Annotated in this window: 17 protein-coding genes; 11 read left to right on the forward strand and 6 right to left on the reverse strand. The window is 64.5% G+C overall.

Annotated elements, in window-relative coordinates; all coding sequences use genetic code 11:
* Positions 1 to 111: 111 nt before the first annotated feature.
* Positions 112 to 1,293, forward strand: coding sequence for a lytic transglycosylase domain-containing protein (locus UU9_RS12980; RefSeq protein ID WP_007082215.1), 1,182 nt, complete (start codon positions 112 to 114; stop codon positions 1,291 to 1,293).
* Positions 1,294 to 1,306: 13 nt separating this feature from the next.
* Here the strand turns inward: UU9_RS12980 and UU9_RS12985 are convergent, their stop codons facing one another.
* Positions 1,307 to 2,488 (reverse strand): S1C family serine protease, encoded by a 1,182-nt coding sequence (locus UU9_RS12985; RefSeq protein WP_007082216.1) that lies wholly within the window; start codon positions 2,486 to 2,488, stop codon positions 1,307 to 1,309.
* 213 nt (positions 2,489 to 2,701) lie between these two features.
* On the opposite strand from UU9_RS12985, the gene petA reads away from it, so the two are divergent.
* The 5 genes from petA (at position 2,702) to UU9_RS13010 (ending at position 6,717) form a co-directional block, all read left to right on the forward strand.
* Positions 2,702 to 3,307 carry a ubiquinol-cytochrome c reductase iron-sulfur subunit gene (petA, locus tag UU9_RS12990; RefSeq protein WP_007082217.1) on the forward strand — a complete coding sequence of 202 codons (606 nt, stop codon included), beginning with the start codon at positions 2,702 to 2,704 and terminating at the stop codon, positions 3,305 to 3,307.
* Positions 3,307 to 4,608 carry a cytochrome b gene (locus UU9_RS12995; RefSeq protein WP_007082218.1) on the forward strand — a complete coding sequence of 434 codons (1,302 nt, stop codon included), beginning with the start codon at positions 3,307 to 3,309 and terminating at the stop codon, positions 4,606 to 4,608. The genes petA and UU9_RS12995 overlap by 1 nt, the downstream gene beginning before the upstream one ends.
* A 13-nt stretch (positions 4,609 to 4,621) precedes the next feature.
* On the forward strand, positions 4,622 to 5,362 hold the full coding sequence (locus UU9_RS13000) for a cytochrome c1 (protein ID WP_007082219.1): 741 nt from the start codon (positions 4,622 to 4,624) through the stop codon (positions 5,360 to 5,362).
* A 73-nt stretch (positions 5,363 to 5,435) separates the two neighbouring features.
* Positions 5,436 to 6,071 (forward strand): glutathione S-transferase N-terminal domain-containing protein, encoded by a 636-nt coding sequence (locus tag UU9_RS13005; RefSeq protein WP_007082220.1) that lies wholly within the window; start codon positions 5,436 to 5,438, stop codon positions 6,069 to 6,071.
* A 220-nt stretch (positions 6,072 to 6,291) separates the two neighbouring features.
* Positions 6,292 to 6,717, forward strand: a complete 426-nt coding sequence (locus UU9_RS13010; RefSeq protein WP_007082221.1) for a ClpXP protease specificity-enhancing factor — start codon at positions 6,292 to 6,294, stop codon at positions 6,715 to 6,717.
* A 27-nt stretch (positions 6,718 to 6,744) separates the two neighbouring features.
* On the opposite strand, the gene UU9_RS13015 is transcribed toward UU9_RS13010, so the two are convergent.
* From UU9_RS13015 to UU9_RS13030, 4 genes are all read right to left on the reverse strand, one after another.
* Positions 6,745 to 7,161 carry a DUF3301 domain-containing protein gene (locus UU9_RS13015; RefSeq protein WP_007082222.1) on the reverse strand — a complete coding sequence of 139 codons (417 nt, stop codon included), beginning with the start codon at positions 7,159 to 7,161 and terminating at the stop codon, positions 6,745 to 6,747.
* 117 nt (positions 7,162 to 7,278) lie between these two features.
* On the reverse strand, positions 7,279 to 8,136 hold the full coding sequence (gene nadC, locus UU9_RS13020; protein ID WP_007082223.1) for a carboxylating nicotinate-nucleotide diphosphorylase: 858 nt from the start codon (positions 8,134 to 8,136) through the stop codon (positions 7,279 to 7,281).
* Positions 8,133 to 10,397, reverse strand: coding sequence for a DUF1631 domain-containing protein (locus UU9_RS13025; RefSeq protein ID WP_007082224.1), 2,265 nt, complete (start codon positions 10,395 to 10,397; stop codon positions 8,133 to 8,135). Before UU9_RS13025 ends, nadC begins: the two co-directional genes overlap by 4 nt.
* 152 nt (positions 10,398 to 10,549) lie before the next feature.
* Positions 10,550 to 10,822 (reverse strand): Trm112 family protein, encoded by a 273-nt coding sequence (locus tag UU9_RS13030; RefSeq protein WP_007082225.1) that lies wholly within the window; start codon positions 10,820 to 10,822, stop codon positions 10,550 to 10,552.
* A 67-nt stretch (positions 10,823 to 10,889) separates the two neighbouring features.
* Here UU9_RS13030 and purE point away from each other — a divergent pair, with 67 nt between their 5' ends.
* Together purE and UU9_RS13040 are read left to right on the forward strand one after the other, a co-directional pair.
* Entirely contained in the window at positions 10,890 to 11,393 is a 504-nt protein-coding gene (gene purE / locus UU9_RS13035) for a 5-(carboxyamino)imidazole ribonucleotide mutase (protein WP_040671013.1), read from the forward strand.
* Entirely contained in the window at positions 11,390 to 12,547 is a 1,158-nt protein-coding gene (locus UU9_RS13040; protein WP_007082227.1) for a 5-(carboxyamino)imidazole ribonucleotide synthase, read from the forward strand. Before purE ends, UU9_RS13040 begins: the two co-directional genes overlap by 4 nt.
* 79 nt (positions 12,548 to 12,626) lie before the next feature.
* Here UU9_RS13040 and UU9_RS13045 read toward each other — a convergent pair whose 3' ends face one another.
* Positions 12,627 to 13,205: a superoxide dismutase gene (locus UU9_RS13045; protein WP_007082228.1), complete on the reverse strand. Its 579-nt coding sequence runs from the start codon at positions 13,203 to 13,205 to the stop codon at positions 12,627 to 12,629.
* A gap of 109 nt (positions 13,206 to 13,314) precedes the next feature.
* On the opposite strand from UU9_RS13045, the gene grxD reads away from it, so the two are divergent.
* From grxD to UU9_RS13060, 3 genes are all read left to right on the forward strand, one after another.
* A complete protein-coding gene (grxD, locus tag UU9_RS13050) occupies positions 13,315 to 13,638 on the forward strand; it encodes a Grx4 family monothiol glutaredoxin (protein ID WP_040671014.1) in 324 nt (107 codons plus the stop codon).
* The gene (locus tag UU9_RS13055; RefSeq protein WP_007082230.1) at positions 13,635 to 14,408 is read left to right on the forward strand and encodes an SDR family NAD(P)-dependent oxidoreductase; all 774 of its coding nucleotides are present in this window, start codon (positions 13,635 to 13,637) and stop codon (positions 14,406 to 14,408) included. The genes grxD and UU9_RS13055 overlap by 4 nt, the downstream gene beginning before the upstream one ends.
* A 125-nt stretch (positions 14,409 to 14,533) precedes the next feature.
* On the forward strand, positions 14,534 to 15,133 hold the full coding sequence (locus UU9_RS13060; protein ID WP_007082231.1) for a YhgN family NAAT transporter: 600 nt from the start codon (positions 14,534 to 14,536) through the stop codon (positions 15,131 to 15,133).
* Positions 15,134 to 15,161: the final 28 nt, after the last annotated feature.

A 15,161-nucleotide genomic window follows, 5' to 3' on the forward strand; every position in this document is an offset into this window, starting at 1 on the left:
CAATGGATGCTCGACGGATCAACTACTTGCAACGCTCCGGCCGGCGCCCGGGAGGGGATTCGCCCGATGCGGCAACGGGCTGCGCGAAATGAGACATCGCACTTGGCGCGGATGCGCTGTTGGCGCCACACTCTGCGCATGTTCGATACCGCACGCCACGGGGGAAGCGTCGGTCGGTTCGCCGGGGGCTCCTCCTTGATCACGTTGCCACGCCGGCTCGCGCTGGCCGGTGCATTGCTGTGCGGTGCCTTCTGGCTGCCGGGTGCTTCGGCGGGTGCGTTGTACCGCTGTACGGGCAGCGGTGGGGAAGCGGTGTTCAGCAGCAGCACGGTGGGCTACCACGGCTGCAAGCGGATCAGCACGTTCGGTGCCTCGCCATCGCGCAAGGCGCCGGTGCCGCGGGCATCGCTGACGCGGGCAAGCGGCAGCGTGACGACCTCGGCGCGCAGCCTGGTGGCGGATGGTGCCCAGCCGGTGTCGCTGGCCAACGTGCAAGGGAGCGCGCAAACCAGTGCCACGGCGGTGGGCGCAGCCTCGGTACGGCGCGCGTCGCTGGCCCAGGTGGAGGCGAGCGCAAGCACTACCGGCAAAGGTGCGCACCCGGCGCCCGTCGTCGCTCCTGCCAAACCGGGGCAATGGAGTTATCGCGAATCGCGCGATGCCGAAGCGGCGCCAGCCACGGCGATCGCCCCGTCGACCAAGGTGTTGCGCGGCGCGGTCTACCGTGTCGTGGGCCACGACGGCACCGTTGAATACACCAACCTGCCACCGCGCGGACGCAAGGCGGCGACCCTGCTTTTCAGCTACATCGCCACCTGTGCTGCCTGCGATCTGCATTCCACCATTCGCTGGGGGCGGGTGGCGCTCAACCTCACCGCCTATAACGACACCATCCGTGCCGCCAGCCTCGAATATGGCGTGGACGAGGCGTTCCTGCGCGCGATCATCCACGCCGAAAGCGCGTTCAATCCGCGCGCGCTTTCGATCAAGGGTGCGCAGGGGTTGATGCAACTGATGCCGGGTACCGCCAGGGACATGGGTGTGCTGGATGCCTTCGACGCCGACCAGAACATCCGCGGCGGCGCACGTTACCTGAGTCTGCTGCTGCAGAATTTCCACGGCAACGAGCGGTTGGCGGCGGCAGCCTACAACGCGGGCCGGGGCGCGGTGCAGCGCTACGACGGCGTGCCGCCGTACGCGGAAACCAAGGTGTATGTAGAGCGCGTCGGTACGCTGCGGCAGCGCTATGGCGCGGCGATCCATCCGCCGCTGGCGGCCAGCGGGCCGGGCTGAGCGGGCTTTCCGCTCAGTCGTCCGAGGTGGTGCTGGTGGCCATGGGCGGACGCTTGGCCACCGTCAGTTCCGAATGGAAGGGGGCGCCATTGCGCAGCCCGGAAACCGTGACCTTGCTGCCCGGCTCGAGCGCCGCCTCGTGTCGGCGCAGATCGGCCGGATCGAGGATGTCGTCCTTGCCTATCTTCAGCAGGATGTCGTGCGGCTGCAGGCCGGCGAGAGCGGCCGGGCTGCCGGGATAGACGTCCGTTACCTGGGCACCGCGCGCTGCCGCCGGCAGGCCGCTGTTGGCGGCTACCGGCACGAAGGCGTAGTCCGCGCCCAGCCAGCCGCGCACCACGTGCCCGGTGGCGATGATCTGGTCGAGGACTTTCATGGCGGTGTTGACCGGGATGGCAAAGCCGATGCCCTCGGCTCCGGCCGCCTTGCCGATCAACAGCGTATTGATGCCGACCAGCAAGCCGCGGGCGTTGATCAGCGCGCCGCCGGAATTGCCGAGGTTGATGGCCGCGTCGGTCTGGATGAAATCCTCGGCGCTGGAGCTGTTCAACTGGCGCCCGATGGCGCTGACGATACCCATCGTCACGGTCTGGTTGAGGCCCAGCGGGTTGCCGATCGCCAGCACCACGTCGCCGGCGCGCAGCGGTTGCTGATCGGCGATGTGGATGGAGGGCAGGTTGCTGGCATCGATCTTCAATACCGCCAGGTCGGTTTCCTCGTCGGCGCCCACCAGCGTCGCCTTGGCGATGCGGCCGTCGTAGAGCAGCACCTGGATATCGGCGGCGTGCGCGATGACATGGTTGTTGGTCAGTACGTAATCCTGGCCTTGCGCGTTGACGATGACGCCCGAACCCAGCGTCTGTTCCCGCCGTTGGTACGTGGTTGGCTGCCCGCCGAGCAGTTGCTGCAGCAGCGGATCGTTGTACATCCGGAAGGCCTGGCCGGTGACGATCTTGTTGGCGTAGATATTCACCACGGAAGGCTCGGCGGCGGCCACCGCGTCGGCATACGACAACGGGCTGCCCGCCGGCGCACTGGCTGGCTCGGTACGCGCTGGTGGCATGGCAGTTATCCCGAATCGACTGCGCAGGCGATCACCGCTGCCGGGCCACAACAGGGTGATCACGAAGGCGATCGCCAGCCCGAGAATCACGAATCGGGCTATGAAGGCGAGCGTGCCGGCGGCATGTTTCATATCGAGGGGGATACTCGGCAAGTCGGGAGCTGGGGCCGCGGCGCGTCGCCATCGCCGGGTAGGTGTTTTATTGTACGGGGCCGGCCCTGACGCTACACTAACGCGATTTTTGCGGGCACTGGTTCTGCCAGTTTCGGCGAAGCAGCTTGATGGGCTTCGACGATCGGCATGCCCAAACCCATCACGATGATATTGCAAGTACCGGAGAGCCTGATGGCGAACGAAGTCGTCGATCACGGCCGCCGCCGTTTCCTTACAGCAACCACTGCGGTGGTTGGTGGGGTGGGAATCGTTGCGGCGGCTGTGCCCTTCATCAAGTCGTGGGAACCCAGCGCGCGAGCCCGGGCCGCCGGTGCTCCGGTAACGCAGTCCCTGGCCAAGATCGAGAGCGGCCAGATGCTGACCGTGTCGTGGCGCAGCCTGCCGGTGTTCGTGTTGAATCGCAGCAAGGCGCAACTCGCCACGCTGCCGATGGTCGACTCGCGGCTGGTGGATCCCAAGTCCGACGGCGCCTCGGCCGACCAGCAGCCGAAGTACGCACAGAACGAAGCGCGCTCGATCAAGCCGGAATGGCTGGTGGTGATCGGCATCTGCACGCATCTGGGCTGCGTCCCGGATTTCGTGCCGGAGATCAAGCCCGAGCCGTTCGATCCGGAATGGAAGGGTGGCTTCTATTGCCCCTGCCACAAGTCGCGCTATGACCTGGCCGGTCGCGTGTATCAAGGCGTGCCGGCACCGAAGAATCTGCCGGTGCCGCCGTATCATTTCATCGACGACAGCACCATCCAGATTGGCGTGGATCCGAAGGAGGCTGGCTAATGGCCAACGTATTCACGAACATCGGCGACTGGGTCAACGAACGCGCACCAGGCATGGCGCCGATGTACCGCGCGCACATGACCGAATACTACGCGCCGAAGAACTTCAACCTCTGGTACTACTTCGGTTCGCTGGCCTTGCTGGTGCTGATCAATCAGATCGTCACCGGCATCTTCCTCACCATGAACTACAACCCGAGTGCGGCGGGAGCCTTCAACTCGGTCGAGTACATCATGCGTGACGTGGAGTGGGGCTGGCTGATCCGCTACATGCACTCCACCGGCGCCTCGCTGTTCTTCGTGGTGGTTTTCCTGCACATGTTCCGCGGCATCATGTACGGCTCGTACAAGAAGCCGCGCGAGCTGGTGTGGCTGCTCGGCATGCTGATCTTCCTGGTGCTGATGGCCGAAGCGTTCATGGGCTACGTGCTGCCGTGGGGCAACATGTCGTTCTGGGGCGCCAAGGTGATCATCTCGCTGTTCGGCACCATCCCCTACATCGGCGACACGCTGGTGGAATGGATCATGGGCGACTTCCTGCCGGCCGACGCCACCTTGAACCGCTTCTTCGCGCTGCACGTGATCGCGTTGCCGATCGTGCTGCTGCTGCTGGTGGTGCTGCACATTGCCGCCCTGCACGAAGTGGGCTCCAACAACCCCGACGGCGTGGAGATCAAGAAGGGTCCCAAGGGCAACCGCTGGGATGCGCTGAAGCCGGCCGACGGCATTCCGTTCCATCCGTACTACACGGTGAAGGATCTGGTCGGCGTGGGCTTCTTCCTGATGATCGCCGCGTTCATCATCTTCTTCGCACCGACGTTTGGCGGCTGGTTCCTGGAACACGACAATTTCATCCCGGCGAACAACCTGGCGACGCCGTCGCACATCAAGCCGGTGTGGTACTTCACCCCGTTCTACGCGATCGTGCGAATGATCCCGTCGTTCCTCGGCTCGGCCGTGTGGGGTGTGATCGCGATGTTCGGTTCGATCGGCGTGCTGTTCGCGATGCCATGGCTGGATCGCGGCAAGGTCAAGTCGATCCGTTACCGCGGCACCGGCTTCAAGGTGGGCCTGGGCCTGTTCGTGCTGTCGTTCTTCATGCTGGGCGCGGTCGGTGCGGGCATCACCGCCGAGGTGATGCCGGTCTGGTTCGGCGACATCGACGTGACGTTCTGGGAGAACCTGTTCGGTCGCGTGATGACGATTGTCTACTTCGGCTTCTTCGCTTTCCTTTGGGCTTACACATATTTCGGCTGGGAAAAAACCAAGCCGGTTCCGGAACGGGTGACCACGCATGACTAAGCGGCAGCTGCTAATGAAGCGATACATCTTCCCGGTGGCGTTGGCGCTCAGTCTGTTCGTCGGCAGCATGTCGGTGCAGGCGTCCGAAGAAGGCGGCCTGCCGCCGGCCGGCACCAACGTGCACGACCAGGCGTCGCTGCAGCGCGGAGCCAAGCTGTACTTCAACTATTGCGTGGGTTGCCACTCGTTGAAGTACATGCGCTACGAGCGGATCGCGGCCGATCTGGGCTTGTCCGAACAGGAAGTGATGCAGAACCTCAACTTCACCGGTGCCAAGTTCGGTGAACCGGTGATCTCGCACATGCCCGAGGCCTCGGCCGCGGCGTGGTTCGGCAAGGCACCGCCGGATCTGTCGCTGGAAGTGCGCGCCAAGGGTGCTGATTGGGTCAACGCCTACCTCAACTCGTTCTACCTGGACCCGAGTCGTCCGGTGGGCTGGAACAACACCGTGTTCCCGAACGCCTCGATGCCGTTCCCGCTGTGGGAGCTGCAGGGTCTGCAAACGGCGGAAATGAAGCCGGCCAAGCCCGGTGAAGATGCGCAGGTGGAGAAGCTGGTGCTGTCGCATCCGGGCAAACTGACCCCGGCGCAGTTCCAGCAGGCCACCCGCGATCTGACCAGCTTCCTGGAATACGCGTCCGAACCGGCCGCGCTCGAACGCCATGCCTATGGCGTCTGGGTGCTGCTGTTCCTGGCCTTCTTTACCTTGCTGGCATACATGCTGAAGAAGGAATACTGGAAAGACGTCCACTGAAACGGGTGAGATCACCCTGCGAAAGCGGCGGCCGACCAGCCGCCGCCTTCGTGTCGACGAAGGGGATTGGTGCATGGTTCAAAGCGCGCGCTCACGTAACGTACTCACCTTGTATACCCTGGCCGATGACATTCAGTGTCACCGGGCACGACTGGTTCTGGCAGCCAAGGGCGTCAGCTACGAACGCGTGATCGTGGACCGCGACAAGGCGTCGGCGGAACTGGTGGAGCTCAACCCCTACGGCACGACGCCGACGCTGGTTGATCGCGACCTGGTTCTCTATGACACCAGCGTGGTGTGCGAATACCTGGACGAGCGTTACCCACATCCGCCCCTGATGCCGATCGATCCGCTTTCGCGCGCCAGGCTTCGTGTGGCTGCGGTGCGTATCGAAAAAGACTGGCTGACGGAAGTGGACGTGATCCGTGCTGGTGGTCGGCCCGCGGATGCCGCGCGCAAGCGGCTGCGGCAGAACCTGCTTTCCACGGTGCCACTGTTCAAGGCATCGCGCTTCTTCCTCAACCCCGAGATGAGCCTGGTGGATTGCCTGGTGGCCCCGGTGATCTGGCGGTTGCCGTCGCTGGACGTCCACCTTGGCAAGGAAGGGCGGCCGATCGTCGATTACGGCGAGCGTCTGTTCCATAGCCAGGGCTTCGAGCGCAGTCTTACCGAGGACGAAAAAAACATGCGGCTGGAAACGGTGCGTTGAAACCGGCTGCGGCCGTCTTGACGTCATTTTTCCGCCCGCTGCCGCAGGGTGTCCCACGCTGACGGTACGGACGACAGCTGACAAGCTGCCAACGCGATCCGTTTGTGGATGTCCAGCTGTTCGCCCGCCGGCATGCTGGTCCGCCCGCAACATCGACTTTCATTTGGCCCCTGGCCTTGAGGCATCACCCCCGCAGATGAGCACCGACGAGTCCCCCGCGATGAGTTCCAATCGCCCGTATTTGCTGCGGGCGATCTACGACTGGATCAGCGACAACAACCTCACCCCGTACGTGCTGGTGGACGCCGGCGTGGAAGGGGTCAGGGTGCCGCCCCAGGTCATCAAGAACGGGCAGGTCGTACTCAATCTCGCCATGCGTGCCGTCGCCAACCTCGACCTGGGCAACGACTGGATCAGCTTCCAGGCGCGCTTCTCGGGTGTCAGCCAGTCGATCCACATACCGGTTCGTGCGGTGCTGGCGTTGTATGCCCAGGAGAACGGGCAAGGCATGATGTTCCCGGCCGAAGAAGAGGGCGACATGCCTCCGCCGACCACGCCACCCGACGACGACAAGACGTCCGCCAGCCCCGCTGCACCCGCCGAGGCAGCGCCAAAGCGCGGCGCGCATCTGCGCGTCGTCAAATAGCCATCAGGTAGCGCCTAAACGCGGGAATCAGTGCAGGCGTTGGTCGGCCCGGCGCGGACGCAGCGGGATCACGTTGTCGGATGTCTGGTGGTTTGCGCCTGTCGCGCCGGCGATGGCAACCGGAGACACGGGCAGGTCTGGCGTAGGCAAGCTCAGTGCGCTGATCGCTGTGCCTAGCATCCACATGTGCGCGGATTTGCGATCGTCGCCTTCAAGGCTGACTTCGAACCCGTAGCAGCGCTCGATCCTGCCCCGGCCGGGGCTGCCGCGATGCAGTCGCAAGGCACGCAGCCCGACGGTTTCATCCAGCAGCTGCAGCCCATGTTGCAAGCACAAGCGACGCGCCTCGCGTACGGCATGTTCCCGCGCCGCGCTGATTTTCAGCCACAGGCCGACAGCGGCACCAAGCGACAGCAGCAACAGCAGGTCTGAAAGATTGCTCATGCCGTCAGTGTGTGGGCCGCCGCTACCGTGTGCAAGCGATCGCAGGCACATCGTTCGATCCGCGATGCGGTCGACGACGGGCGATTCACCCGTTCGGGAAGTTGGCGCGCCGAGCCGTCAGCTCAATTGCAGGCGCAGGGAGAAATCCACCGCGTGGACATGCTTGGTCAGCGCACCCACGGAAATGAAATCCACGCCGGTGCGCGCGATGGCGCCGATCGTCTGCAGGTCGACGTTGCCCGAAGCTTCCAGTGGCACGCGGCCGGCCGTGATCCGCACCGCTTCGGCCATGTGTGGCAGGTCGAAGTTGTCCAGCATGATGCGGTCCACATCCGTCTCCAGCGCCAGTGCCAGCTCGGCCAGCGTTTCCACCTCGACCTCCAGCGGCAGATCGGGGTGCTTTTGCCTCGCCGTCTGCACCGCCGCGGCGAGGCTGCCCGTCGCGATGATGTGGTTTTCCTTGATCAGGATGGCATCGTACAAACCCATCCGCTGGTTGTGGCCGCCGCCGCAACGCACCGCGTATTTTTGCGCCAGGCGCAGCCCCGGTACGGTTTTGCGGGTGTCGAGGATGCGCGCGGCGGTGCCGGCGATGGCCTCGACATGGGACGAGGTAATGGTGGCGGTGCCGGACAGCAGTTGCAGGAAATTCAGCGCCGAACGCTCCGCAGTCACCAATGCCCGGGCTTGGCCGGAAAGGCGGCAGATCACGGCACCAGCCGTAGCCCGTTGCCCGTCCTGGAGCAGCCATTCGATATGGACCGAGGGATCCAGCCGCTGGAAGCAGGCATCGAACCATGCGCTTCCGGCCAATACCGCATCGTCACGGCAGGTGAGTTCGGCGCGCCCGTGGGCGTCGGCGCCGAGCAGGTCCGCGGTTGCGTCGCCTGCGCCGATGTCCTCGGCGAAGGCGCGTTCGATGTCGTTGCTGATCTGGGCGGGCGAAGGGGTCGAAAGAGGCGTGCCGGAGTTCATTCTTCTTCTGTGGCAGGGGACGGATGGCTGAGGCGGTCCACGATGGCGCTCATGGCTCGCTCGAACAGCGCGTTGGCGGCCAGTACGCGCGCCTTGCCCTGCTTCAACAGGGTGGCCAGCTCCCGTGGCGCGTAATCCGCCACCTTCAGCCCGCGCCGATTCACGAACAGATAGCGCCCGGTCATCGGGCTGATCCACGACAGCTTGGCCCGCGTGCAGGAGTCATCGGCGAGCGAGAGTTCCAGCCAGGTACCCGACTGGAGCGCTTCCACCTGGCGATACTCGGGGCTGTCCGTGGTGATGTCGGGGGAGGCGAAGCCGAGATTGTCGTCGTCGAAATCCGGCGCAGCCTGAACCAGCGGCTGGATGCTGTCGGGGATAGGCAGTGCGGATTCGTCCTCCGCCGGTGGCGCGGCGGAAGGATTTATCTCGCCCAGTTGCTGGCGGTAGTAGGTATGCAACTGGCCCAGCAGCCGCTCGATATCCGGCTCCTGGAAAGCGACATTGGCCAGGCCGTGACGCAGCGCCCGCTCGATGCCGGGCAACATCTGCCGAAGCGCCTGCCGGGCTTCAGGGGTTTGGGCGGGACGGCTGCTGGCGATGAACTCATTGACGAAATGCAGCGCCACCTTGAACTCGGTCGAGTCATCGCCGTGGCGCAACAGCAGCAGCACCATGTGGTTGGCCCACGCGCGAGCGAGCACGCCATGGATCAACGGCGGCAATTCATTCGTGCCGATTCGCTCGACGATTTCCCGGGCGGCGCGACGACGTGCGTACTCCAGTTTTTCGCGGCCGCGAGTGGATTCGGCCACGCGCAGCTCGGCCAGATCTGCGCGTTTCATGCTCAGTTCCTGGAACTGCTGCAGATCGGTCAGGAGCCGGTCGAAAATGCCCATGTCGTCATCGAATTCGTGCAGTAGCTGTTCGACGATGGACTTGACCTTCTCGTGCAGGCGCCGGTCGCGGTCGGATTCGTCGGACCAGCCCTTCGCCTGTTCCGCCAGACCGTCGAGCAGGCGCCGTGCCGGATGCTGGCGATGCGCGAAGAGCTTGCGATCGATGATGGCCGCTTTCAGATAGGGAATCTGCAGTCGAGCCAGGAGTACCTGCATCTCCGGTGGCAGGTTGCGGTCTTCCAGGATGAACTCGAACAACATGCCCACCAGGTCGATGGTGTCCTCGTCGATCGAGGCAACCTGTCCCGGCCGCGCACCACGCAAGGCACCGATCTGGCGCAGCAGTTGCTCCTTCAGCGCGGTGACCTCGTGACTGAGGTTGGCGCTGGACAGGCCGGCGGCCGATGGCTGCACGTCGGTGGTGGCTATCTGGTTCTGCAGCACGCTGAGTGCGCCCAGCAATTCGTTCACCGAGGGCAATGGGCCGCCGGAATAATTGCTCGTCCCGCTATCGCCGCTTTCACCGGGATGGCCGCGACGTGCGTTGAACAGGGCATGCAAGGTTTGCAGCAGGTCGCCGGGAATATCGCCCGATTCCTCGCTGGCCGCACCGTGGCGCTCGCTATTTGCCGACGAGGCGGCCGCCGTACCGGACGGCTGGCGAGCCACATGGGGACGCAGCTGGGGCAGTACACCAGCGCGAATAAGTTCCGCGTTGATCGCCTGATACAACTCCTCGAGTGCCGACAATACATAGCGGTCGAACAGCTTGTAGATAATCAGTTTCACGCGCATGTCGGCACTGAGTTCGTGCAATGCCGTGCGGAATGCCTGGGACAGGATCGCGGGCGCGACGGGGTTGTTGCTGTCGTCGATCTTGTGGCCGCCGCAAATGACCGACAGGCGATGATTGACGGCGAACAGATCGCGGGACATGCGCGATTCGTTCTTGCCGATCATGCTGGTGATCGCCAGCGATTCCTCCAGTTCGTTGTCGGCAACCAGCGACAACTCCACCACGCCGGTGGGGGCGGGGGAATGCGTTGCCGACGGCCGGCGGCTGGCCAGTTCGCCCAATTCACGCCCGATGGTGGACAGGAACAACCGCTCCACCGTCGCCCGACGCTTGCGCACATCGCGCATGCCGTCGAAGTAGTGCATCTGGGCCGCATTGTTCTCGGCCTTTTCGGCCAGGTCGAATAATGCGTCGTCCACATGTTCGAACACGTTGCCGACCCACTGCTGCAGCAAACGATTGGCAATGGTGCGAACCGTTGCAAGCAATTCACCGACGCGCTCGCTGGAAGGATCCATGCGCTGGTTCAAATTGACGATTTTTGATGAGTCACTGGCTTCGTTCATAGCCACGCCCCCGGAGCGTCATCAGTCATGCAGTGCCGTCCGGGCGAACCGGTCGGAATGCCACAATAAGCCAAAGCGAGCCCGCATGTCATGCCTGGCGCACATTATCAATGATCCGGTCGGCCCAATGGCCCCAGGGCATTTACTCGTTTTCAGGATGCCGCCGGAAAATCCGTCAGTTGCAGCGTACCAATACCTTCTTCCGGGAGCATGACAGGAATGCCGTCGTCGACCCGGTAGATGACCTTCCGGTCCGTGGTGATCAGGCCTTCCGCGATGGGTTGGCGCACGCGGGCGTGCGCCACGGTATCGACGGATCCGGCGCTGATGGCCGCATTCAGGGCGTCGAGTTCGTGCTTGCCCAGGGGCCGCACCGGTGTCTTGCTGACCGGGCAGCACAGGATGTCGAGTAAGCGCTTGTCCATGATGATTTATGCGGGATGCCGGAGCTGCGGAAAGCCCGTACAATAGCGGTTTTTGGACGGCCGAACCATGACAGCAGCAATCAGGGCGCCGCGCGTTGGCGTGGTGATGGGGTCACGTTCGGACTGGGAAACGATGCAGCACGCGGCCGATGTGCTGACCGAACTGGGCGTGTCGCACGAGGTGCAGGTGGTCTCCGCGCACCGCACACCTGACTTGTTGTTTCAATATGCCGAACAGGCTGCCGGCCGGGGCATCCAGGTGGTGATCGCCGGGGCCGGCGGCGCGGCGCATCTGCCCGGCATGCTGGCGGCCAAGACGCGGCTGCCGGTGTTCGGCGTGCCGGTGCAGTCCAAGGCGCTCAACGGCATGGATTCACTGCTCTCCATCGCCCAGATGCCGGCCGGCATCCCGGTGGGGACGCTGGCCATCGGGCGCGCTGGCGCCGTCAATGCCGGGTTGCTGGCGGCCGCGGTGCTGGCCTTGCATGACGGCGACCTGGCCAAGGCGCTGGATGCGTGGCGCAGCCGCCAGACGCAAGCGGTGATCGATCAGCCGGACCCCCGCCAGTGACCGCGGATCGGCAGCCCGTGTTGGGCATTCTTGGCGGTGGTCAACTGGCCCGCATGCTGGCGCTTGCCGCTGCGCCGCTGGGCGTGAAGACCCTGGTCGTGGACGGTGTTGCCGATGCCTGCGCCGGTCAGGTGGCGCCGCTGTTGGTGGCCGACTGGACCGATTACGCCGCGCTGGAAGCGTTTGCGTCGAAAGTCGACGTGGTCACCTTCGATTTCGAGAATGTGCCCGCGGAAACCGCGCATTGGCTGGCCGAGCGGGTCGCCGTGTTCCCCGCGCCGCAGGCCTTGGCCGTCGCGCAGGATCGCCTGGCCGAAAAGACCATGTTTCGCGACTGTGGCCTGCAGACGGCCGCGTTCATGGCGGTGGATACCCGCGAGATGCTGGATCAGGCGCTGGCCACGATCGGCACGCCGGCCATTCTCAAGACGCGTCGGCTGGGTTACGACGGCAAGGGACAGTTCCGCCTGCATTCGATCGCCGATGCGGATGCCGCATGGGCATCGCTGGGCGCGGCCGCCGCGCGGCATGGCCTGATCCTGGAAGCCTTCGTACCGTTCCAGCGCGAGTTGTCGGTGATCGCGGTGCGCGGTCGCAACGGTGATTTCAACACCTGGCCACTGACTCGCAACTGGCATACCGATGGCGTGCTCAGCATGAGCCTGGCGCCGGCGCCGGACATCGATCAGCTGCAGGGCCGGGCCACCGAGCTGGCGCGCACGCTGGCCGAGCGACTGGGGTATGTCGGCGTTTTCGCGCTGGAACTGTTCGTGAAAGACGGCGAGTTGCTGGGCAACGAGATGGCGCCGCGCGTGCACAACTCCGGCCACTGGACGATCGAAGGCGCACACACCAGCCAGTTCGAGAACCATGTTCGTGCCGTCCTCGGCATGCCGTTGGGCAATGGCGAGGCGCGCGGCGTATCGGCGATGTTCAACTGGATCGGTGACCTGCCCGATCCCGCACCCGTATTGCGCACGGTGGATGCGCACTGGCATGACTACGGCAAGCAGGCACGGCCGGGTCGCAAGGTGGGCCATGCCACGCTTTGCGCGCCCACGTCCGCCGCCCTGGCTGATCGCCTGGCTGATGTCGCCACGACACTGGACCGCCTGCCGCAAGCGCAGCCGGCGCTGGATGCGCTGACCCGATAAGCGCCATCGCGAGCACCGCGCCGACCCATGAAAAAACGGAGCCATGACGGCTCCGTTTTTTTTGTCGCTGACCGGAAAATCAGGCGAGGTTCTTCGCCGCGAAATCCCAGTTCACCAGATTCCAGAACGCTTCCAGGTACTTCGGACGGGCGTTGCGGTAGTCGATGTAATACGCGTGCTCCCACACGTCGGTGGTGAACAGCGGCTTGTCGGTGCCGGTGATCGGGGTGGCGGCGTTGGACGTGTTGACGATGCCCAGCGAGCCATCCTGGCGCTGCACCAGCCAGGTCCAGCCCGAGCCGAAGTTGCCGGCGGCGGATTTGCTGAACTCTTCCTTGAATTTCTCGACCGAACCGAACGCCTTGTTGATCGCGTCGGCCAGCTTGCCGGTCGGCTCGCCGCCGCCGTTGGGCTTCATCGAGTTCCAGTAGAACGTGTGGTTCCAGGTTTGCGCCGCGTTGTTGAACACGCCGCCGGACGACTTCTTGATGATGTCCTCGAGCGAAGCGTTGGCAAACTCGGTGCCTTCGATCAGTTTGTTCAGGTTGGTGACATAGGCCTGATGATGCTTGCCGTAGTGGAACTCCAGCGTTTCGGCCGAGATATGGGGCTCGAGGGCGCTTTTTTCGTACGGGAGGGGAGGAAGTTCAATGGCCATGATTGGCTCCTTGGCGATGGCGGAGGAAGCGCGACCGGTCGCAACGGCCGGCCGCTGGGGGGCTGATACAATGCCGGCCTGCATGCATTGTAAAGACGAACGTCGAACCATGGATATTAACGAACGAATCAAGGCGATGCTTGCCGAGCATCCCATCGTGCTCTTCATGAAGGGTACGCCGGAATTTCCGATGTGTGGTTTTTCCAGCCGCGCAGCGCGTGCGTTGAGCGATGCCGGTGCTCCCTTTCACGCCGTGAACGTGCTGGCCGACCCCCAGGTGCGCGCGGCGTTGCCGCATTTCGCCAACCTGCCCACGTTCCCGCAGATGTTCATCCAGGGCGAGTTGATCGGCGGCTGCGACGTCATCGAGGATTTGCAGGTGGCCGGTGAACTGGCACGCATGGCCAGCGACGTCGCGGAAACGACGCATTGACCGCGCTGCCTGTAGCCCGCTTGCCCGAGGGCTGGAAACCTGCGGCCGATACGCTGGCCGGGCGCGTTGTTCTCGTCACCGGCGCCTATGGCGGGTTGGGTAGCGCGGTGTCGCGCGCCGCTGCGCGCGCCGGTGCCACGGTCGTCATCACCGGCAAGCGCAAGCGCCAGCTGGAGCAGCTTTACGACGCCATGATGTCCGAGGGCTTGCCCGAGCCGGTGATCCATCCGCTGGACATGGAAGCGGCCACGCCCGCCGATTACGCCGCGCTGGCCGAAGGGCTGGAGCGCGACTTTGGCCGCCTGGATGGCATCGTGCACGCGGCGGCGAGTTTTGCCGGACTCACGCCCATCGTCATGCACAAGCCCGATGCCTGGCTGCGCACGATGCACGTGAATGTGTCGGCGCCCTTCGCACTGACCCAGGCCTGCATGCCGCTGCTGCTGGGCGCGCCGGACAGTGCCGTGGTGTTCGTGCTGGACAATCCGGACCTGTTGCAGCGGGCGCACTGGGGCGCTTATGGCGCATCGAAGGCGGCGCTGGAACGGCTCGTGGCGATCCTGCATCAGGAAACCGATGACGGCGCGATGCGCACGCATGCGTTGCTGCCCGCGCCGATGCGCACCACGCTGCGGCGCATGGCCTATTTCGGCGAAGACTCCATGCAACTGCCGCTGCCCGATGCGACGGCGGAAGCGGCGGTTTACCTGCTTGGCCCCGATGCGGCACCGGCGCGTGGCGCGGTGCTGGACCTGCGCGACGGCGCCTGATTCCGAGCGCTTCGCCGCCTTCGCAGGCGGCCGCTGGTTTCGGTGTAAAACCGCAATCTGTACGCAAACCTGCACGGGTCGAGCGACCCGCCACCCAAGGAGCCTCCGGTTCGATGGAAACGCAGATGACCACGTTGTCGGCGGGAATCATGTTGTTTCTGATCATGGATCCGCTGGGCAACATCCCGTTCTTCCTCAGCCTGCTCAAGGATGTGCCACCGCGCCGGCGTCGCCTGGTGATGGTGCGCGAGCTGCTGATTGCGCTGGGCGTGCTGCTGGTGTTCCTGTTTGGTGGCCAGTTCATGCTGAAGCTGCTGCAGCTGAAGTCCGATTCGATCAGCATCGCCGGTGGCATCGTGCTGTTTCTGATCGGCATCCGCATGGTGTTCCCGCCGGCCGACGGCGGCGGCATCTTCGGCAAGGCCGGCGAGGGTGAGCCGTTCATCGTACCGATGGCGATCCCCGGCGTGGCCGGCCCGTCGGCCATGGCCGCGCTGCTGCTGCTGACCAACAGCCAGCCCGGCCGCACCGCCGACTGGGTGATCGCCTTGTTGCTGGCATGGCTGGCCACGTCGGTGATCCTGCTCAGCGCCACCTACCTGTTCCGCTGGCTGGGCGAGAGCGTGCTGACCGCGCTGGAGCGGGTGATGGGCATGTTGTTGATCGCCTTGTCCGTGCAGATGTTCCTGGGCGGCGTCGCTTCGTTCCTGCATCTGGCGATCTGAGCGCAAGGCGCTTCCCCCTCGGCAGCCC

It is taken from the genome of Rhodanobacter fulvus Jip2, assembly GCF_000264315.1.
Taxonomy (GTDB): Bacteria; Pseudomonadota; Gammaproteobacteria; order Xanthomonadales; family Rhodanobacteraceae; genus Rhodanobacter; species Rhodanobacter fulvus.